The 16,576-nt window shown below is 64.0% G+C and carries 14 protein-coding genes; 8 read left to right on the top strand and 6 right to left on the bottom strand.

Going from position 1 to position 16,576, the window contains the following annotated elements; genetic code table 11:
* The first annotated feature begins 127 nt into the window (after positions 1-127).
* The 4 genes from smrA to K5658_RS02325 all read left to right on the top strand — a co-directional run bounded on the left by smrA (position 128) and on the right by K5658_RS02325 (position 4,538).
* Positions 128-745, top strand: a complete 618-nt coding sequence (gene smrA / locus K5658_RS02340; protein WP_246628548.1) for a DNA endonuclease SmrA — start codon at positions 128-130, stop codon at positions 743-745.
* A complete protein-coding gene (locus K5658_RS02335; protein WP_221065387.1) occupies positions 742-1,860 on the top strand; it encodes a phosphotransferase enzyme family protein in 1,119 nt (372 codons plus the stop codon). Before smrA ends, K5658_RS02335 begins: the two co-directional genes overlap by 4 nt.
* A gap of 124 nt (positions 1,861-1,984) precedes the next feature.
* A complete protein-coding gene (gene ribA, locus K5658_RS24070) occupies positions 1,985-3,316 on the top strand; it encodes a GTP cyclohydrolase II (protein ID WP_221065386.1) in 1,332 nt (443 codons plus the stop codon).
* A gap of 94 nt (positions 3,317-3,410) precedes the next feature.
* Positions 3,411-4,538: a zinc-binding dehydrogenase gene (locus tag K5658_RS02325; RefSeq protein WP_221065385.1), complete on the top strand. Its 1,128-nt coding sequence runs from the start codon at positions 3,411-3,413 to the stop codon at positions 4,536-4,538.
* Between the two features lie 64 nt (positions 4,539-4,602).
* Here K5658_RS02325 and K5658_RS02320 read toward each other — a convergent pair whose 3' ends face one another.
* On the bottom strand, positions 4,603-5,064 hold the full coding sequence (locus K5658_RS02320) for a CBS domain-containing protein (RefSeq protein ID WP_221065384.1): 462 nt from the start codon (positions 5,062-5,064) through the stop codon (positions 4,603-4,605).
* Between the two features lie 153 nt (positions 5,065-5,217).
* Between K5658_RS02320 and K5658_RS02315 the strand changes: the two genes are divergently transcribed.
* The 3 genes from K5658_RS02315 to parE all read left to right on the top strand — a co-directional run bounded on the left by K5658_RS02315 (position 5,218) and on the right by parE (position 10,861).
* Entirely contained in the window at positions 5,218-6,129 is a 912-nt protein-coding gene (locus K5658_RS02315) for a class I SAM-dependent methyltransferase (RefSeq protein ID WP_221065383.1), read from the top strand.
* A 214-nt stretch (positions 6,130-6,343) separates the two neighbouring features.
* Positions 6,344-8,758, top strand: a complete 2,415-nt coding sequence (locus K5658_RS02310; protein ID WP_221065382.1) for an FG-GAP repeat domain-containing protein — start codon at positions 6,344-6,346, stop codon at positions 8,756-8,758.
* A 210-nt stretch (positions 8,759-8,968) separates the two neighbouring features.
* Positions 8,969-10,861, top strand: coding sequence for a DNA topoisomerase IV subunit B (gene parE / locus K5658_RS02305; RefSeq protein WP_221065381.1), 1,893 nt, complete (start codon positions 8,969-8,971; stop codon positions 10,859-10,861).
* 82 nt (positions 10,862-10,943) lie between these two features.
* On the opposite strand, the gene K5658_RS02300 is transcribed toward parE, so the two are convergent.
* On the bottom strand, positions 10,944-11,552 hold the full coding sequence (locus K5658_RS02300) for a hypothetical protein (protein WP_221065380.1): 609 nt from the start codon (positions 11,550-11,552) through the stop codon (positions 10,944-10,946).
* A 304-nt stretch (positions 11,553-11,856) separates the two neighbouring features.
* On the opposite strand from K5658_RS02300, the gene K5658_RS02295 reads away from it, so the two are divergent.
* The gene (locus tag K5658_RS02295) at positions 11,857-12,300 is read left to right on the top strand and encodes a hypothetical protein (RefSeq protein WP_221065379.1); all 444 of its coding nucleotides are present in this window, start codon (positions 11,857-11,859) and stop codon (positions 12,298-12,300) included.
* Positions 12,301-12,306: 6 nt separating this feature from the next.
* Here the strand turns inward: K5658_RS02295 and K5658_RS02290 are convergent, their stop codons facing one another.
* The 4 genes from K5658_RS02290 to K5658_RS02275 are packed head-to-tail and all read right to left on the bottom strand — an operon-like array spanning position 12,307 to position 16,483.
* A complete protein-coding gene (locus K5658_RS02290) occupies positions 12,307-13,335 on the bottom strand; it encodes an extracellular solute-binding protein (RefSeq protein WP_221065378.1) in 1,029 nt (342 codons plus the stop codon).
* Complete coding sequence (gene potC / locus K5658_RS02285) at positions 13,332-14,090, bottom strand: spermidine/putrescine ABC transporter permease PotC (RefSeq protein WP_246628547.1); 759 nt, start codon at positions 14,088-14,090, stop codon at positions 13,332-13,334. Before potC ends, K5658_RS02290 begins: the two co-directional genes overlap by 4 nt.
* Complete coding sequence (gene potB / locus K5658_RS02280) at positions 14,083-14,919, bottom strand: spermidine/putrescine ABC transporter permease PotB (protein ID WP_221065376.1); 837 nt, start codon at positions 14,917-14,919, stop codon at positions 14,083-14,085. Before potB ends, potC begins: the two co-directional genes overlap by 8 nt.
* Before the next feature lie 16 nt (positions 14,920-14,935).
* A complete protein-coding gene (locus tag K5658_RS02275) occupies positions 14,936-16,483 on the bottom strand; it encodes a hypothetical protein (protein WP_221065375.1) in 1,548 nt (515 codons plus the stop codon).
* Positions 16,484-16,576 lie beyond the last annotated feature (93 nt).

Below are 16,576 nucleotides of genomic sequence, written 5' to 3'. Positions count from 1 at the left end.
CTGCTGCCGGGTCAGCAGCGTTTGGACCGGCCCCGCCCGACCGGCCCGGCGGCGCGGACCACACTCCCGGTGCCGCCGAATTTTGTTATCCTCTCGGCCACATCTTCCCGCGAACCCATCGGCGCCCATGCCCAAACCGCCCATGCCCCCCGAGGACTTTGAACTGTTCCGCCAGGAAATGGCCGATGTCGAGCCTTTGTCCACCCCCCGCCCCGCCCCCCCGTCCAAACCCCGCGCCGCGCCCACGCCCGGCCAGGACTACCGGCGCGAAGCGGCCCAGCGCGAAGCGGGGCTGTTCGACGAGAACCAATTGCCCACCGTGTTCGTCGAGCCGCTGCATCCGGAGGCCATCCTCAGCTTCAAGCGCGGCGGCATCCAGAACGGCGTGTTCCGGCGCTTGCAACGCGGCGGCTACGATATCGAGGCCATGCTCGACCTGCACGGCCTGAACGTGGAGCAGGCCCGCCACGAAGTCCACCGCTTCATCCAGGATTGCCTGCGCCACGATGTGCGGCTGGCCCTCATCAGCCATGGCAAGGGCCGCAACAACAAGGAACAACGCCCGGTCCTCAAGAGCTTCCTGGCCCGCTGGCTGCCGATGTTCCCGGAAGTCATGGCCTTCCACAGCGCCCAGCGCTATCACGGCGGGGCCGGGGCGCTCTACCTGCTGCTACGCAAGAGCGAACGGCAAAAGCACAAGACCCGCGAAAAACTCGGACTCGTCTCCGGCAAACCCGAACCATGACCCCCTCCCCCTGCGGCCCCGCGGCCACCCCACCCGACCTGGGTTCCCCGCCCTTCCAAGCCGCCGCGCGGTTCGCGTCCGAACCCATCGCCACGGTGGAACCCCTGGGCCGGGGACTCATCAACGCCACCTTCCTGGTCACGACCGCCACCCGCCGCTTCGTCCTGCAACGCATCAACGCCAGGGTGTTCCCCGACCCCGTGGCGATCATGGCCAACCTCCGCATCCTGACCGACCATCTCCGTAGTCCCGCGACCCGCGTTCCCGCCCCCGCCCTGCGCCTGCCCGGCATCCTCGCCACACTGGACGGCGCGGATTTCCACCGCGACGGGACCGGGGAATACTGGCGGGCGCTGGATTACATCGAGGATTCCCGCACCCTGGCCCGGTTGGACCACCCCGCCCAGGCCGAGGCCGTGGGCCGGGCCTTGGGCCGCTTCCACGTCCTCGCGGGCGGCATCGATCCCGCTTCGATGCGCGATACCCTGCCCGGCTTCCATATCGCGCCCCAATATCTGGCCCGCTTCGACGCCATCGCCGCCCGGCCCCGCCCGGCGGACGGGGCGGCGCTACGGGCGGCCCTGGATTTCGTGGCGGCGCGGCGCGATGGCCTGGGCGTGCTGGAGCAGGCCAAACGACGCGGCGAACTGGTCCCGCGCATCGTCCACGGCGACCCCAAGCTGGATAATGTGCTGTTCGACCCGACAGGCGGGCACGCGGTCGGCTTGGTGGACCTCGACACGGTGAAGCCGGGCCTGATCCATTACGACCTGGGCGATTGCCTGCGCTCCTGCTGCAACCGCCAGGGCGAATGCGAACACGGCGGGCCGGCCCGCTTCGACCTGGATTTCTGCCGCGCCATCCTCAAGGGCTACGGGGCCGAGGCCCGCGCCCTCCTCGGTCCCGCCGACCGCGCCTACCTGTACCACGCCATCCGGCTGTTGCCCTTGGAACTGGGGCTCCGGTTCCTGACCGACCATTTGAACGGGGATGTTTATTTCCGGGTCGATGCGCCGGGGCAGAACCTGGAGCGGGCGCGGGCGCAATTCCGCTTGGCGGAAAGCGTGGAGCGCCAGGAAACCGAAATCCGGGACTTGATCGCCGGATTGGCCTGATTCCCCACCAGGAGCCCGGCCCGGCCGGAACGCCGAATGGAATCGGTTAATCCACACAAACCGCTTCGGGCGGTTTTCTGTTTATACTGTCCGCTATTTTCAATCCGACACCATTCCGCAACATTTGAGCCGCAGAACATCCGTGGTCAAGAACCTCGTCAAAACCCGAATTCCCACCGGCTACGGGGAATTCAACCTTTATCTTTATAACGAACACGGCAAGGAACACCTGGCCCTGGTCAAGGGCGAAGTGAGCGGGCAGGCTTTGGTGCCCGTGCGGGTCCATTCGGAATGCCTGACCGGGGACGTGTTCGGTTCCAGGCGCTGCGATTGCGGCGACCAGCTCAAACATACTCTGCAATACCTGGGACGCCTGCCTTGCGGCATCCTGGTCTATCTGCGCCAGGAAGGCCGCGGCATCGGCCTCCGCAAGAAGATGGAAGCCTACAACCTCCAGGACGCCGGCATGGACACGGTGGAAGCCAATATCCATCTCGGCCACCAACCCGACGAACGCGATTACGGCATCGCCGCCCGCATCCTCCAGGATTTGGGGCCGCAATCGATCCGCCTCATCACCAACAACCCGCACAAGGTGGACGAACTCACCGCCCATGGCATCCAGGTCGAGGCGCGCATCCCCATCGAGGTCGGCCACCACCAGGACAACCTGGACTATCTGCGCTCCAAGGCCGAGAAGATGGCCCATCTGCTCACCTTCCGCGAAGAAACCCCGGAACACCGCGACCTCGCCTTCATCGAACCCCTGCTGGACCAACTCTCCCTGGCCCGCGCCGCCGCCAACGAAGCCGGCCCCTTCGTGACCCTGGCCTATGCCCAGAGCCTGGACGGCGGCATCGCGGCGGAGGCCGGGACCCCCGCCGCGCCGACCTCCCGCCCGGCGCTGACCCTGACGCGCCACCTCCGCGCCCAGCACGACGCGCTACTGGTAGATATCGATTCCCTCCCGGCCGGCGCCACGCCGCCCGCCATCCGCCAGGACCAGGGGACCGATCCGAGGCCGGTGATCCTCGACAGCCAGCTCCGCACGCCGCCGGAGGCGCTGGCCCAGGGCGGCCGCCCGCCCCTCATCCTCACCGCCGCCACGCCCGACCCGGCCCGCGCGGCCTCGCTCGCGGAGCGCGGGGCCGAGGTCGTGGCGGTCGGGACCGATACCGGGGGTGGCATCGACCTCCCGCTCGCCCTCCGCGCCCTCCGCGCGCGGGGCATCCATACCCTGATGGTGGAAGGCGGGGCCGCCACCATCCGCCGTTTCCTGCGGCAGCGCTTGGTGGACTATGCCGTCATCGCCATCACCCCCAGGCTCGGCGGCGGTCCCCAGGCCATCGGCGGCCCCGGCCTGGCGGGGGAAGCGCCCGCCCTGGGCATCACGGACTGCCAATACCAGACCCTGGGTTCGGATATCATCGCCCACGGCCCCGTGGGCTACGGGTAGCGCCGCCGCCCGACGGGTCCGGTCCCGACGGCCCGCGCAATACGTAAAACAACAAGCCATCCGCCTCAACCTCAATGGATTCCGGTAATACACCATGGTTTACCCCATCGAACCCTCGCACGCCCTGTCGGCGCGCAATCCCTACCGCGCCCCGCGCCCGCCCTATGGCAAAAACAACCGCTCCCCCGGAGCGGCCCCGGCCCAGGCGGTGTTCCATACCGCCCGCCATTCGGTGAGCGTCCGCGACACCGAGGTCCCCGCCCCCAAGCCCGGCGAATTGCTCATCAAGGCCCATTGCTCGGCCATCAGCCCCGGCACCGAATCCCTGATCTTCCGCGGCGGGATGCCCGAAGGCTGGGGCCTGGACACCGCCCCGTCCAAATCCGGCGGCGAATTCCGCTATCCCTTCAAATACGGCTACGCCCTGGTCGGCGAGGTGGTGGAGGTGGGCGCGGGCGAGGACCGCGATTGGCTGGGCAAGCGGGTGTTCGCCTTCCATCCCCATCAGGACTACATCGCCATCGACCAGCGCCAATGCCAGCGCCTGCCGGAAGGGATGCCCGCCGAACGCGCCCTGTTCCTCGCCAACCTGGAAACCGCCCTGAACCTGGTGCAGGACGCCGGCCCCCTGGCCGGGGAACGGGCCATGGTGTTCGGACAGGGCGTGGTGGGACTGCTGACCACGGCCCTCCTCGGCCAATTCCCGCTGTCCGAACTCATCACGGCGGACCCCCTGCCGCTGCGGCGCGAGCGTTCCAAGGAACTGGGGGCCGGGCTCGCCATCGACCCCTCGAAGGGCCGCGAACTGGCGGTATTGGAAGAATGCCTGTTCCACGGCGACCATAACGGCCTGGACCTCGCCATCGAGGTCTCCGGCCATATCGAGGCGCTCAACCAGGCCATCGCCCTGACCGGCTTCGATGGCCGCATCGTGGTGGGTTCCTGGTATGGCCGCCACGCCGGGCCGGTGGATTTGGGCGGGCATTTCCACCGCCGCCGCATCCGCCTGGTGGCGAGCCAGGTCGGCACGCTCAACCCGGCGCTCAGCGGGCGCTGGAGCAAGGACCGGCGGCTCAAGCTGGCCTTCGACTGGCTGGACCGCATCCAGCCCGAGCGCCTCATCACCCACCGCTTCCCCCTGTCCGAATGCCAGCAGGCGTTCGAGGTGGTCGGCGACAAGCTGGCCGGGGCCTTGCAGGTGGTGTTCGAATATCGCGGCTGAACCCGCCCACAAAAAACCCCGTGCGCTCCCAACGGAGCGCACGGGGTTTTTTCATGCCCAGCCCTCAGGCTTCGTCCGGCCCGGCGGCGGGGCCGCCATCCGGCAGCTTGACCTTGCTGAAATAGCGCAACAGGTCGGTGGTGGTGATAATGCCCACCAGTTTGTTGTCCTTCACCACCGGCAGGGCACCGATACGGTGTTTCGCCATGATCGCCGCCGCGTCGGAAATCTGTTCGTTCGGGTTGATGGTCAGCACGGCGCGGTGCATTATGTGGCGCACTTTCTGGGGGACGACATGCAGGGCCGCCGCCTTGTCCCCGCTCTCCTCGATCACGTTCGAGTTGTTCTTGGGACCGAGCGCCTTGTACAGGTCGCGATCCGAGACGATCCCGATGACTTCGCTCTTTTTATTGACGACCGGGACGTGGCGGATCTTCTCGTAGTGCATCAGGAAAAACACCCGCTCGATCAAGGCTTCTTCCTCGACGGTGAACACCTTGGTGTGCATTAAATCGCCGACACGCATAACAACCTCTTTTATGTAAGTAAATCGCGGGAACATACAAGAAAACCGCCCGCGGTTCAATTCATAGTTAACGGAAGCACAACGATGGGGTCGCGCGGAGTCCCCGGACACCGCGCGGCACGATACCGCCCATTCAGATATCCGACGCCCAATATGAGCATCTCATTCCGTGACTATCCCGATATCAAATCCGCCCTCGACGAACGCAGCCTCAACCCCCAGGTCCGCACCGCCTTCCAGCACGCCCTGCGCGGGCGGGAATGGCTGTCCTGCCTCGACCTCGGGGCGGGGGCGGGCGCGTCGCTATGGCGGCTCCTCAACGCCGACCTCAAGGCCGACCTCGCCATCACCGCCGTGGACCCGGACCGCGACCTGCTGGAATTGGCGCTCCGGCGCCTCGCGGTCCTGCTCAGGGCGCGGGATTTCGAGGTGGCGACGCCCGGACCGGACCATATCCAGGCCCGGCGCGGCGGACGCTCGATCAGCATCGAGTTCGTGGCCGCCGGTCCCGAGGACTTCAACCGCCAAGAACCCACCCGCCAATTCGACGTGGTGGTGGCCCACCATGTGACGGACCTGCTGCCGACCCAGGCCATGGCCGATCGCATCGCCTCCTGGCTCAAGCCCCAGGGCGTGTTCTACGCCGCCCTCAACTACGACACCGGCACCACCGTGTTCCCGGCCTACCATGACGCCGACCTGGAACAGCGCATCCTCGCGGCCTACGACGCCGCGATGGAGACCCGGCGGATGCGGGACCAACCCGCCGAGGATGCGAAACCGGGGGGGCGGCTACACGGGGCACTGCTCGAAAGCCACCTGGACATCCTGGCCCAGGGGGCCTCCGATTGGAACCTGACCCCGCTACGCCGGACCTACCGCGACCAGGACGATCTTTGCCTGGACGCCGTCCTTGCCCACATCCGCGCCGAAGCGGACCGCTCCGGCGGGATCGGCCCCCACGCGCTCGATAGCTGGCACCGCGACCGCCGCCTGGAAATCGACCGCCGCAGGCTCGGCCTGATCGTCCACCAGGTGGATGTGCTGGCCCAGCGCGGGGCTTGAAGCCTTCCACAAACATAGTCCCGTAGATACCGGATGGAGCGTGTGGAGCCCCGGAACCTGGGCTTTACACCCGTTTCGGGATTCCGCCACGCATCATCCGGGTAGTATCGCTTGGCGCGTAAATTCACAAAAAAGAGGTAAAATGCCCTAAGATTGCTTCAATCTGGCAGGTTTCAGCCTTTCTCAATAGACGCCCCACCACGGAGGAGCCACCATGTCAATTCGATTATCACAATTATTCAACCGCAGCCGAAGCGGCGCGTTCTTGTGCCTATTGCTGGCGGGAACGGGCTGGGCGCAGGCAGAACTGGCTTTCAAGGAAATCACCGGCCTTACCAGGGTTGGCAATTTATATGCCGGACAGCCCATTTCCGCCGACATGGACGGCGACGGCAAGTCCGACCTCGCTGTAGCGAGCGACAACGGCGTGTCGGTGCTGCTGGGCAACGGCGACGGCACTTTCCAAACACCCCGGTACTACGCCTTGGGCTATACTCCTGCCTCGATCGCAGCGTCCGACCTGAACGGCGACGGTCATACCGATCTCGCCACCATGGATGCGGAGTTCTCCTGGATCTCCAAAAGTAGCGTGTCGGTACTGCTGGGCAACGGCGACGGCACCTTCAAGACTCGTCAAGACTACGCCGTGGGCAGTTTCTCCCCAACAGTCGTGGCGTCCGACCTGAACGGCGACGGCACGCCCGACCTCGTCATCGCGAACGAGGACAGCCGAAGCGTGTCGGTGCTGCTGGGCAAGGGCGACGGCACCTTCCAACCCCGCCAGCAATACGGCGCCGGCATCGACTTCGGTCCGGACTCAGTGGCGGCGTCCGACCTGAATGGCGACGGCTATACCGACCTCGCCACCGTGAGCGACTTCTACAGCACGATATCGGTGCTGCTGGGCAACGGCGATGGCACCTTCAAGGCCAACCGGGACTACGTTGCGGGCTATTACGGCTCCAACCCCCACTCGATTACCTTGGCCGACCTGAACGGCGACGGCAAGCCCGACCTCGCCACCATGCTCAATCCAGGCGAGAGCACCAGAAAAAGCCCCGCCGTGTTGGTAATGCTCGGCAACGGCGACGGTACCTTCCTAGCCCCCCAGTACTACGCCGTTTCGCCCAGCTTATGGAGTACCAATAATGTCGGATCGGTGATGGCGTCCGACCTGAATGGCGACGGCCATCCCGACCTCGTCACCGCGAACCCCACCGCCAGCACGGTGTCGGTGCTGCTCGGCAAGGGCGACGGCACCTTCATGACCCACCAGGATTACGCCGCGCGCAGCAACGTCTCATTAACGTTCACGGTTTCCGACCTGAACGCCGACGGCCATCCCGACCTCGCCATCGCTAACGACAATGACGGCAGCGTATCGATACTGCAGGGCAAAGGCGATGGCTCCTTCAAGGAGTTACACCCCAAAGATGTTTATGCCGTAGGTCACCGGCCCACCGATGTCCACCTGTCCGATCTGAACGGCGACGCTCATACCGATCTCGCCACCACGAACAGTCTTTCCGGCACCATTTCAGTGCATCTGGGCACGGGCAATGGCACATTCCGGGCCAGAAGGGACTACGCCGTGGTCCCTTACGGCACCTCCCTCGGATCGCTCACCATGTCCGACCTGAACGGTGACGGCCATCTCGACCTCGCCGCCTCCCACGGCAAGGACGTGTCGGTGGTGCTGGGCAAGGGCGATGGCAGCTTCACACCCCGCCAGGACATCGCCATGGTCAACCCCCCCTATTATTATGGATGGATATCCTTGCTCAAGGTATCCGACATCAACAGTGACGGTAAACCCGACCTTATCACCATGAACCAGGACTTCACCTACTTCGCCAAGAATTCGGTGTCGATCTTGCTGGGCAACGGCGATGGCACCTTCAAAGCCAATCAGGACTATGCTGTGGGCAAATATCCGAATTCGATAGCCGTGTCCGACCTGAACGGCGACGGCCATCCCGACATCGCGGTCACCCTCTATTATCATCCGAGGCATAGAGTCAGCGTTTCCACGCTGTCTGTGCTGCTGGGCAACGGCGACGGCACGCTCAAGGCCCGCCAGGACTACGCCGCTTGCGATGGTCCCTTCGATATTAAGGTGTCCGACCTCAACGGCGACGGCCATCCCGACTTCGTTCTCCAATGTTCCACTGGGTTATCGGTGTTGCTGGGCAACGGCGACGGCACCTTCAAGGCCCGCCAGGACTATGCCGCCTGTAAGGGTCCGGAGATCAATGTGGCGGACCTGAACAACGACGGCCATCCAGACCTTGCTGCCACCTGCAAGAAATTATTGGTGCTGTACGGCAAAGGCGACGGCACTTTCCAATCCCATCGGAACTATGCCGTAAAGAGCCCACGCTCCCTGAAGGTGGCCGACCTCAACGGTGACGGCAAGCCCGACCTCGCCAGCCTGAGCGGCAGCAGCAGCCTGTCGGTACTGCAAAGCAAAGGCGATGGCACCTTCGGCGCCAGGAAGGATTTCGATACCGGCCATCTCCCCTGCAACCTCGCGTTCGGCGACCTGAACGGTGACGGCAAGCCCGAGGCGGTCACGGCCAATTGCCAAAGCGACACCGTCTCCGTCCTCATCAACACCTCCAAGCCTTGAGCTAGGCCGACACCTACGCGCCCCGGCGAAACACCGCCGGGGCGTACCTTCCCAAACCTACCTCCGCACCACGCACCGGGACCATCCGCCAATGAGTTGCGGTACACTGGAAAAACAAGCCCCCGGTCCCATCGGGCCGATTTTCCACACAGCCCCCGCATTGAGCGCCACGGACGGGACTTCCCAGCCCGTCGATCCATCCTTGACACCATGAACGACAACTACGACGCCTCCTCCATCGAAGTCCTATCCGGCCTCGACCCGGTGCGGAAACGCCCCGGCATGTACACCGACACCGCCCGCCCCAATCACTTGGTCCAGGAAGTCGTCGACAACAGCGTCGACGAAGCCCTGGCCGGTTTCGCCAAGACCATCGACGTGCGGCTCATGGCCGACGGCGGCATCGAAGTCCGCGACGATGGCCGCGGCATGCCGGTCGATATCCATCCCGAACTCGGCGTGTCCGGGGTCGAGGTGATCCTGACCAAACTCCACGCGGGCGGCAAATTCTCCAACAAGAACTACCGCTTCTCCGGCGGCCTGCACGGCGTCGGGGTGTCGGTGGTGAACGCGCTCTCGGACAAACTGGAAGTCGAGGTGCGCCGCGGCGGCAAGGTCTCCGCCATGGCCTTCGCCCGCGGCGAGAAGGTCCAAGACCTCCGCATCATCGGCGACGCCCCCAAGCGCGACACCGGCACCACGGTGAGATTCTGGCCGGAAGCCCATTATTTCGACACGCCCAAGGTCGCCGTGCCGAGGCTCAAGGCTTTGCTCAGGGCCAAGGCCGTACTCTGCCCCGGCTTGAGAATCAGCCTCAACGACGAAGCCGCCCAGGAAACCGAAACCTGGCACTATCAAAACGGCCTGCCCCAATACCTGCTGGATCGGATCGGGGCCAGGGAATGCGTGCCGGAAGAACCCTTCGTCGGCAGCCTGGAAAGCCGCCAGGAAGCGGCGGATTGGGCCGTGGCCTGGACGCTGGACGGGGACATCGTGGCCGAGAGCTATGTCAACCTCGTGCCCACCCCGCAGGGCGGCACCCATGTCAACGGCCTCCGCACCGGCTTGACCGAGGCCGTGCGCGAATTCTGCGAGTTCCGCAACCTGTTGCCGCGCGGGGTGAAGATCGCCCCTGAAGACGTGTGGGAACGCTGCCATTACGTGCTGTCGGTCAAACTGCAAGAACCGCAGTTCTCGGGGCAAACCAAGGAACGCCTGAGTTCCAGGGAATGCGCCGCCTTCGTTTCCGGCGTGGTCAAGGACGCCTTCAGCCTGTGGTTGAACCAACACCCGGCGGTGGGCGAGCGCATCGCCGAACTGGTGATCGAAAGCGCCCAGAAGCGCCTCAAAGCCAGCCGCCAAGTCACCCGCAAGAAGGTCACGGCGGGACCGGCCCTACCCGGCAAGCTGGCGGATTGCTCGGGACAGGACATCAACCTGTCCGAGTTGTTCCTGGTCGAGGGCGATTCCGCCGGGGGTTCGGCCAAACAAGCCCGCGACAAGGAATACCAAGCCATCATGCCCTTGCGCGGCAAAATCCTGAACACCTGGGAAGTCGAACCCGGCGCGGTGCTGGCCTCGCAGGAAGTCCACGACATCAGCGTCGCCATCGGGGTGGAGCCGGGTTGCGCCGACCTGACCGGGCTGCGCTATGGCAAGGTCTGCATCCTGGCCGACGCCGATTCCGACGGCAACCATATCGCCACCTTGCTCTGCGCCCTGTTCGTGCGGCATTTCCGGCCCTTGGTGGCGGCGGGCCATGTGTTCGTGGCGATGCCGCCCTTGTACCGCATCGATGTGGGCAAGCAGGTCTATTACGCCCTGGACGAATCGGAGAAAAAGGGCGTCCTCGACCGCATCGAGGCCGAGAAGATCAAGGGCAAGATCAACGTGCAGCGCTTCAAGGGCCTGGGCGAGATGAACCCCGCGCAACTGCGGGAAACCACCATGAACCCCGACACCCGCCGCCTGGTGCAACTCACCTTGGAGGAACTGGCGGAACAGGAGACCACCGACGAGCGCCTCGATATGCTGCTGGCGAAGAAACGCGCCCCGGACCGCAAAGCCTGGCTGGAGGCCAAGGGCAATCTGGCCGTGGTGTAGCGTTCATCGCGCCGAACCGCCACGCCACACACAAAAACGCCCGTCGCGGGGGACGGGCGCGGAGGGGCCGGAGCGCCCTGGTTTATTGCGCTTGGCCGCCGGAGTACTCCCGCATGACGGACCAGCTATACGAGCAGCTATTGCTGCGTCCCGCGAAAGAAGCCGACGCCGTGACCTTGAAAGTCGCGGATTCCTTGAGGCGCAGCATGTTCCCCTTGGGATTGAGACTGCCGACAAAGGCATACTTGACCGGGCTGAACTTATAGTTATAGGTTCCCCCCCCCGCCGAACCGCTACCGCTCAGTTGCTTGGTTTCCTCTTGGAAAACCTTGGATTGCTGGAAAATATATGAATCGTTCTGGTCGTCGATCATGAAACTCAGCTTGCGGCCCTTGCCTTTCCAGTCGCCGGCGAACGCTCCCAAGCCCAGCGTATCGCCGGTCACGGTGAAGGTCTTGTCCGGGTTGAACTGGACATTCAAGCTAAGATTGGCCTGGCCTGGCAATTTGATCCTTTTCCGACCGGCCCCCTGCCCACCCACATTGCAAGAAAAGGCATAGCTCACGTTATAGGCCCCGGTCAAATTCCAAGTCGTGTCGCCCAGTTTCGAGGCCTTGGCCGCCGCCGTGGCCCCGCCACTGAACGCGAAAGCGACCGTCGAAATCCCCACCCACAAAATTTTTTTCATCATATGCACGGCACAGCCTCTTCAACAAAATCAAATCGTTACAAAATAAAAGCCAGCTATCGAACTGGCGCTTGGCTACCGGGCATCCCGGCGAAATAAACCATAGCACCAGCCAGAACCGGCTTTTATGCACCAGATTTTGCAGGCCGCACCAAATTTTGCAAGTACCCCAAGGGATTTGCCGCCCATGGATGGCACCCGCTCCGGGACGTGGGATAGCGACGGGCAGACGGCTGGAAAAAAACGCGCCCTAGCCCGCTATCCGTTCTACAATCACGCTTGGTCTTAGCGCAACCGGATCGATATCGTGAGCAAACGGCGGGGCATGGGGGTGGGGGTATGGTGGCTGGCCTTGGCGGGGCAAGCCTTGGCCGGCGATGGCGATCCGGGCAGCCTAGCCCCGGAAATCCAAGCCCCCAAAGTACCCGACAAAGCCAGCCCCGTATTCAGCGAGGACGAGCAAAAGCGCATCCAGGAACTCAGGCGCTGGCTGCTGCGGCGGCAACAGGAACGCAAGCTCCAGGAGCCGGGCCCGCTCGACGCCCTCAAACAAGCCAGGGCGGCGGCCCCCGCCTTCCCGGACCTCGCCGCCGCCGACCCCGCGCCACGGCCCAAAGGCAACCCGGTCCTGCATATCGGGCGCGGTCCCGATGGACGCATCCACCACCGCTACATCTTCAACGAATCCGGTCCCGACCAACTCCAATCCGCCGTGCCGGAATACAGCCCCGCCCTGCGCCGCAGCCGTTGACCGGCCCTATTCGCCCGCCTTCAGCCGCTCCCAATAATCGGTGTACAGCGTGACCGCATCGCCGATGTCGGTCTGGTACTCGCCCTTCCGCAAGACCGCCTCGCCGGGATACACGGTCGGGTCGTCGCGCAGTTCCGGGGCGAGCCGCCGGACGGCCTCGGCGTTGGGCGAGGCATAGCCGATCTTCCCGGTGACGAGGGCCGCGATCTCGGGCCTGAGCAGGAAATCCAGCAGGCGGTGGGCGTTGTCGGGATGCTCCGCGCCCTTGGGGATCACCCAATTGTCCATCCACAGGATGCAGCCCTCCTTCGGATAGATATAGCGGATATCGGGGTTTTCCTGGCGGGCGTGGTAGGCGTTGCCGTTCCACACCACGCCGATGTCGATCTCGCCCGTGGCCAGCAGCACCAGGGGCGAATCCGAGTTGAACAGCCGGATATTCGGCATCAAACCCCGGAGTTCGGTGTAAGCCGCCTCGATCTGGCGCGGATCGGTGGTGTTGCCCGAGAGTCCCAGGGTCCGCAAGGCCAGGCCGAACACCTCGCGCATATCGTTGGGCAGCAACAACGCGCCTTTGAACCTTGGATGCCACAGGTCGGCCCAGCCGTCCACCGAGGCCGGATCGATCTTGCGGGCATCGACCGCGATCCCGGTCGTGCCCCACAGATACGGCAGGCTGTAGACATTGCCCGGATCGAAAGCCTGGTTGAGATGGCGCGGATCGAGATGGGCGAACCCCGGCAGCTTGGCCCGCTCCAAGGGCCGCAACAAGCCCGCCGCCCGCAGCTTGTCCACGAAATAGGTCGAGGGCACCGCCAGATCGTAGCCCTTGCCGTCCAGCAGCTTGAGCTTGGCGTACATGGCCTCGTTGCTGTCGTAGGTGGACACCGTGACCGCGATGCCGGTTTCCGCCGTGAAGCGCTCGACCACCTCGTCCGGCAGATAATCCGACCAATTGAAAATCCGCAATTCCGGCGCCTCGGCCCGCGCGGCGGCGGCGAACCCACCCAGCCACAGCGCCAGCCACAGCCTCATCGCGGCCCCCGGTGCAGCAACCACTGGGACAGCGACACCAGCAGCAAGGACAGCGCGAACAACAAGCTCGCCAGCGCGTTCACCTCCGGCTTCACGCCCAGCCGCACCATGGAATAAATCCGCAAGGGCAACACCTCGAACTCCGGCCCGGTCACGAAAAAGCTCACCACCACATCGTCCAGCGACAAGGTGAAGCTCAACAACCAACCCGCCGCGATGGCCGGCAGGCACAAGGGCACAACCACCCGCGCCAGCGCCGCCGCTTCGCCCGCGCCCAAATCCTGGGCCGCCTCGATCAAACCCCGGTCGAAACCCTGCAAGCGCGACAGCACCGTGACCACGACGAAGGGCAGGCAAAAGCCGGTGTGGGCCAGCAGCAAGGTCCAGAATCCCAGTTCCACACGCAAGGCGATGAACAACACCAGCAGCGACACCCCCACCACGATATCCGGCGACATCATGCCCACCAGCAACAAGCCCTGGGCCAGCGCCCGCCCCCGGAAGCGATAGCGGTACAGGCCCACCGCGCCCAAGGTGCCGACCACGGTGCCGAGGCTCGCGGCCAGCCCGGCGATGGCCAGCGAATGCAGCGCGGCCTGCTTGAGCCCTTCGTCCAGCGCCAGATTGCGATACCAATCCAAGGTCCAACCTTCCCAGCGGGTGGCGTACTTGGAGGGGTTGAAGGAATAGGCCACCAACACCGCCATCGGCAGGTACAAAAAGCCATAGACCAGCGCCAGATAAACCCTAGCCATGGCCGACCCCGCCCCGGACCCGGCCATATAACGCCAGGCACACGAACAACAACGCGATCACCAAGACGCTGGCGGCGGCTCCGAACGGCCAATCGCGGGCATCGAGGAATTGGTCCTTGAGGAAATTGCCGACCAACAGCCCCCGCGCCCCGCCCAACACATCGGTGACATAGAACATCCCCAGCGCGGGCAGGAACACCAGGAGGCTTCCCGCCGCGATGCCCGGCGCGGTCAAGGGCACGATCACCCGCCAAAAGGTGGCGAAGCGGCCCGCGCCCAGGTCGCGGGCCGCTTCGATCAGGCGGTGGTCGAGTTTCTCGAAGCTGGAATACAAAGGCAAGACCATGAACGGCAGCAGGACGTAGACGAGGCCGATGGCGACCGCCGGGCCGGTATAGAGCAGGCGGACCGGTTCGTCGATCCAGCCCAGCGCCAACAGCAAAGCATTCACCGGCCCCTTGGCGGCGAGCAGCCCGCGCATGGCATAGACCCGCGCCAGCGAATTGGTCCAGAACGGCACGATCACCAGGGTCAACAGCGCGGGCCGCCACCCCGCCCGCACCCGCGACAACAAATAGGCGAAGGGATAGCCGACAAGCAGGCACAACACCGTCGCCAGCGCCGCCAGCGCCAGCGAATGGCCGAACACCCTGAGATAGAGCGGATCGAGCAGCCGGGCATAATTGGCGAGGGTGAAGACGGGGGCGATCAAGCCGGATTCGTCGCGGCGCATCAGGCTGACGGCGGCCACCATCAGCAGCGGCAGCAAGGTGAAAAGGGTCAGCCAGAGGGGGAGGAAATAGGCGAAGGCCGGGGGTTGGGTTCGCATCGGGGGAATAGGCGGATCAATCATGCCGGGTCAGGTTATCGACACCGCCCGTTTTCGCAAGCCCATACCTCGCTTTCAAATAGCCCAAGGGCCAGAGATAGGCGGTATCGCGCAGCACATAGACTTCCTTGCTCCCAAACTTCATTTCTTCGGCGAAAGCTCGCAGCAAATCGATCCCGGCCAAGACCTCGTCCTGGCTCAAGGTTTGGCAAAGGCTTTGCGCGTAAGCATCGAAACGATATTGGCTGTCGGCGCAAACCTCCCGCCATACCCCCGGTTCGGCCAAACGCCGCCGCGCTTTTTCCAAATCCCGTGGACCGATCTTGCCCATTTCCGGCGTGGCATGGAGCAGCATCGCCGCAGCCCAAACACCCTGCCCCGCCAAATACATGGCACGGCGATGGATGATACCAGGTTTCCGCTCCACCATTTCCCGAACGATCGGCATTAGGAAATCGTTTTCCAACCGCTTGGAAGCCTGGGCGAAACCCTCCACAAAACCCCGATAAGCCACCTCGTCGGCATAATTCTTAAAACCCCATTCCAGATCGAACGTGGTTGTCCTAGCCTCGGATTCGCCCGCTGCCCGATAAGCGCCGAACGAAGCGCTCTTACCCACCTCCAGGAAAACAATATCTTCGGGTTTATAATGAGGCAAAGGAAATAACTCCAGAGCCGCCGCAAACGCCAAAGCCGCCACCTCCTGACGATCGAGGAAATCCATTTTCACCGTCCCGCCGGATTCGGATTCCAAACCGGCCTTCAACCTAGCCCCGTCTTCCGTGGCCCCTAGACCTTCATGGCCCACCACCCGGATTTGTTCCGGCCCGACCGAATACCCGGTACCCAGGCGATCCCGTAGCGTACCCACCGCCATCAAAATCTCCCGCAATCCCCGATCCGGCGTGACACCCATTTTCACCGATGGTAATTGGGTAAAACAGGTGCCTATCGCGGTTTGGCCATTCAAGCAGGCCTTACTCAAATTGGCCACCCACGCCCTAACCTCCGGCCCGGCCACCTCGATTAAACCGGACAGGTCGGGATTGAATTTCCGGTTATTATCGGGTTTTTCCGATCCATTCACATATCCCAGCCCACTCCCACCATAAACCCCACTTCCAGTGGTGGACAATCCTTGCCCATACACCATGGACGGTTCCGGTTTTGGTACCCAAGTGGTCCAGGCCAATCCGCCCAAGGCCGCCATCAGTAGGATGGCCCAGACTCCCAAGGGCATCCAGGTGGCTGGATGCCGGGGGGATTCGACCGTTTCCGGCTTGAGCGGACCGCCGCATTCCGGGCAGATGGGAGGATCGCCGGTATCGGAAGCGATTACCGCCCGCTGGTCGGCCAGACCACAGGTTCCGTAACGGATACATCGATATTGAGGTGCCATGAGAACTCGCGCAAAAGATTCCGCATCGACGCGGGCAGTGGCGGGCGTTCCTGGCAATAGCCAGCGCAGCATCGGGGAAAGGTTGGTGGAACGGCTCACATTACCGGAAAGCCTGGCAAAACAAAATGGAAGCGTTTTGGATGGAACGGGTTTGGCGGAAGCCACGGGGCGGAAAGGTGTGAGCAGATTAACGTCAGATAGGCACAGGCCGGTGAGAATCGATCCACATCCTTGTGGAGTGTGTCAGCAAGCCCGCCA

Source organism: Methylomagnum ishizawai (assembly GCF_019670005.1).
Classification (GTDB): domain Bacteria; phylum Pseudomonadota; class Gammaproteobacteria; order Methylococcales; family Methylococcaceae; genus Methylomagnum; species Methylomagnum ishizawai.
This window is presented reverse-complemented; position numbering and strand designations above follow the sequence as displayed.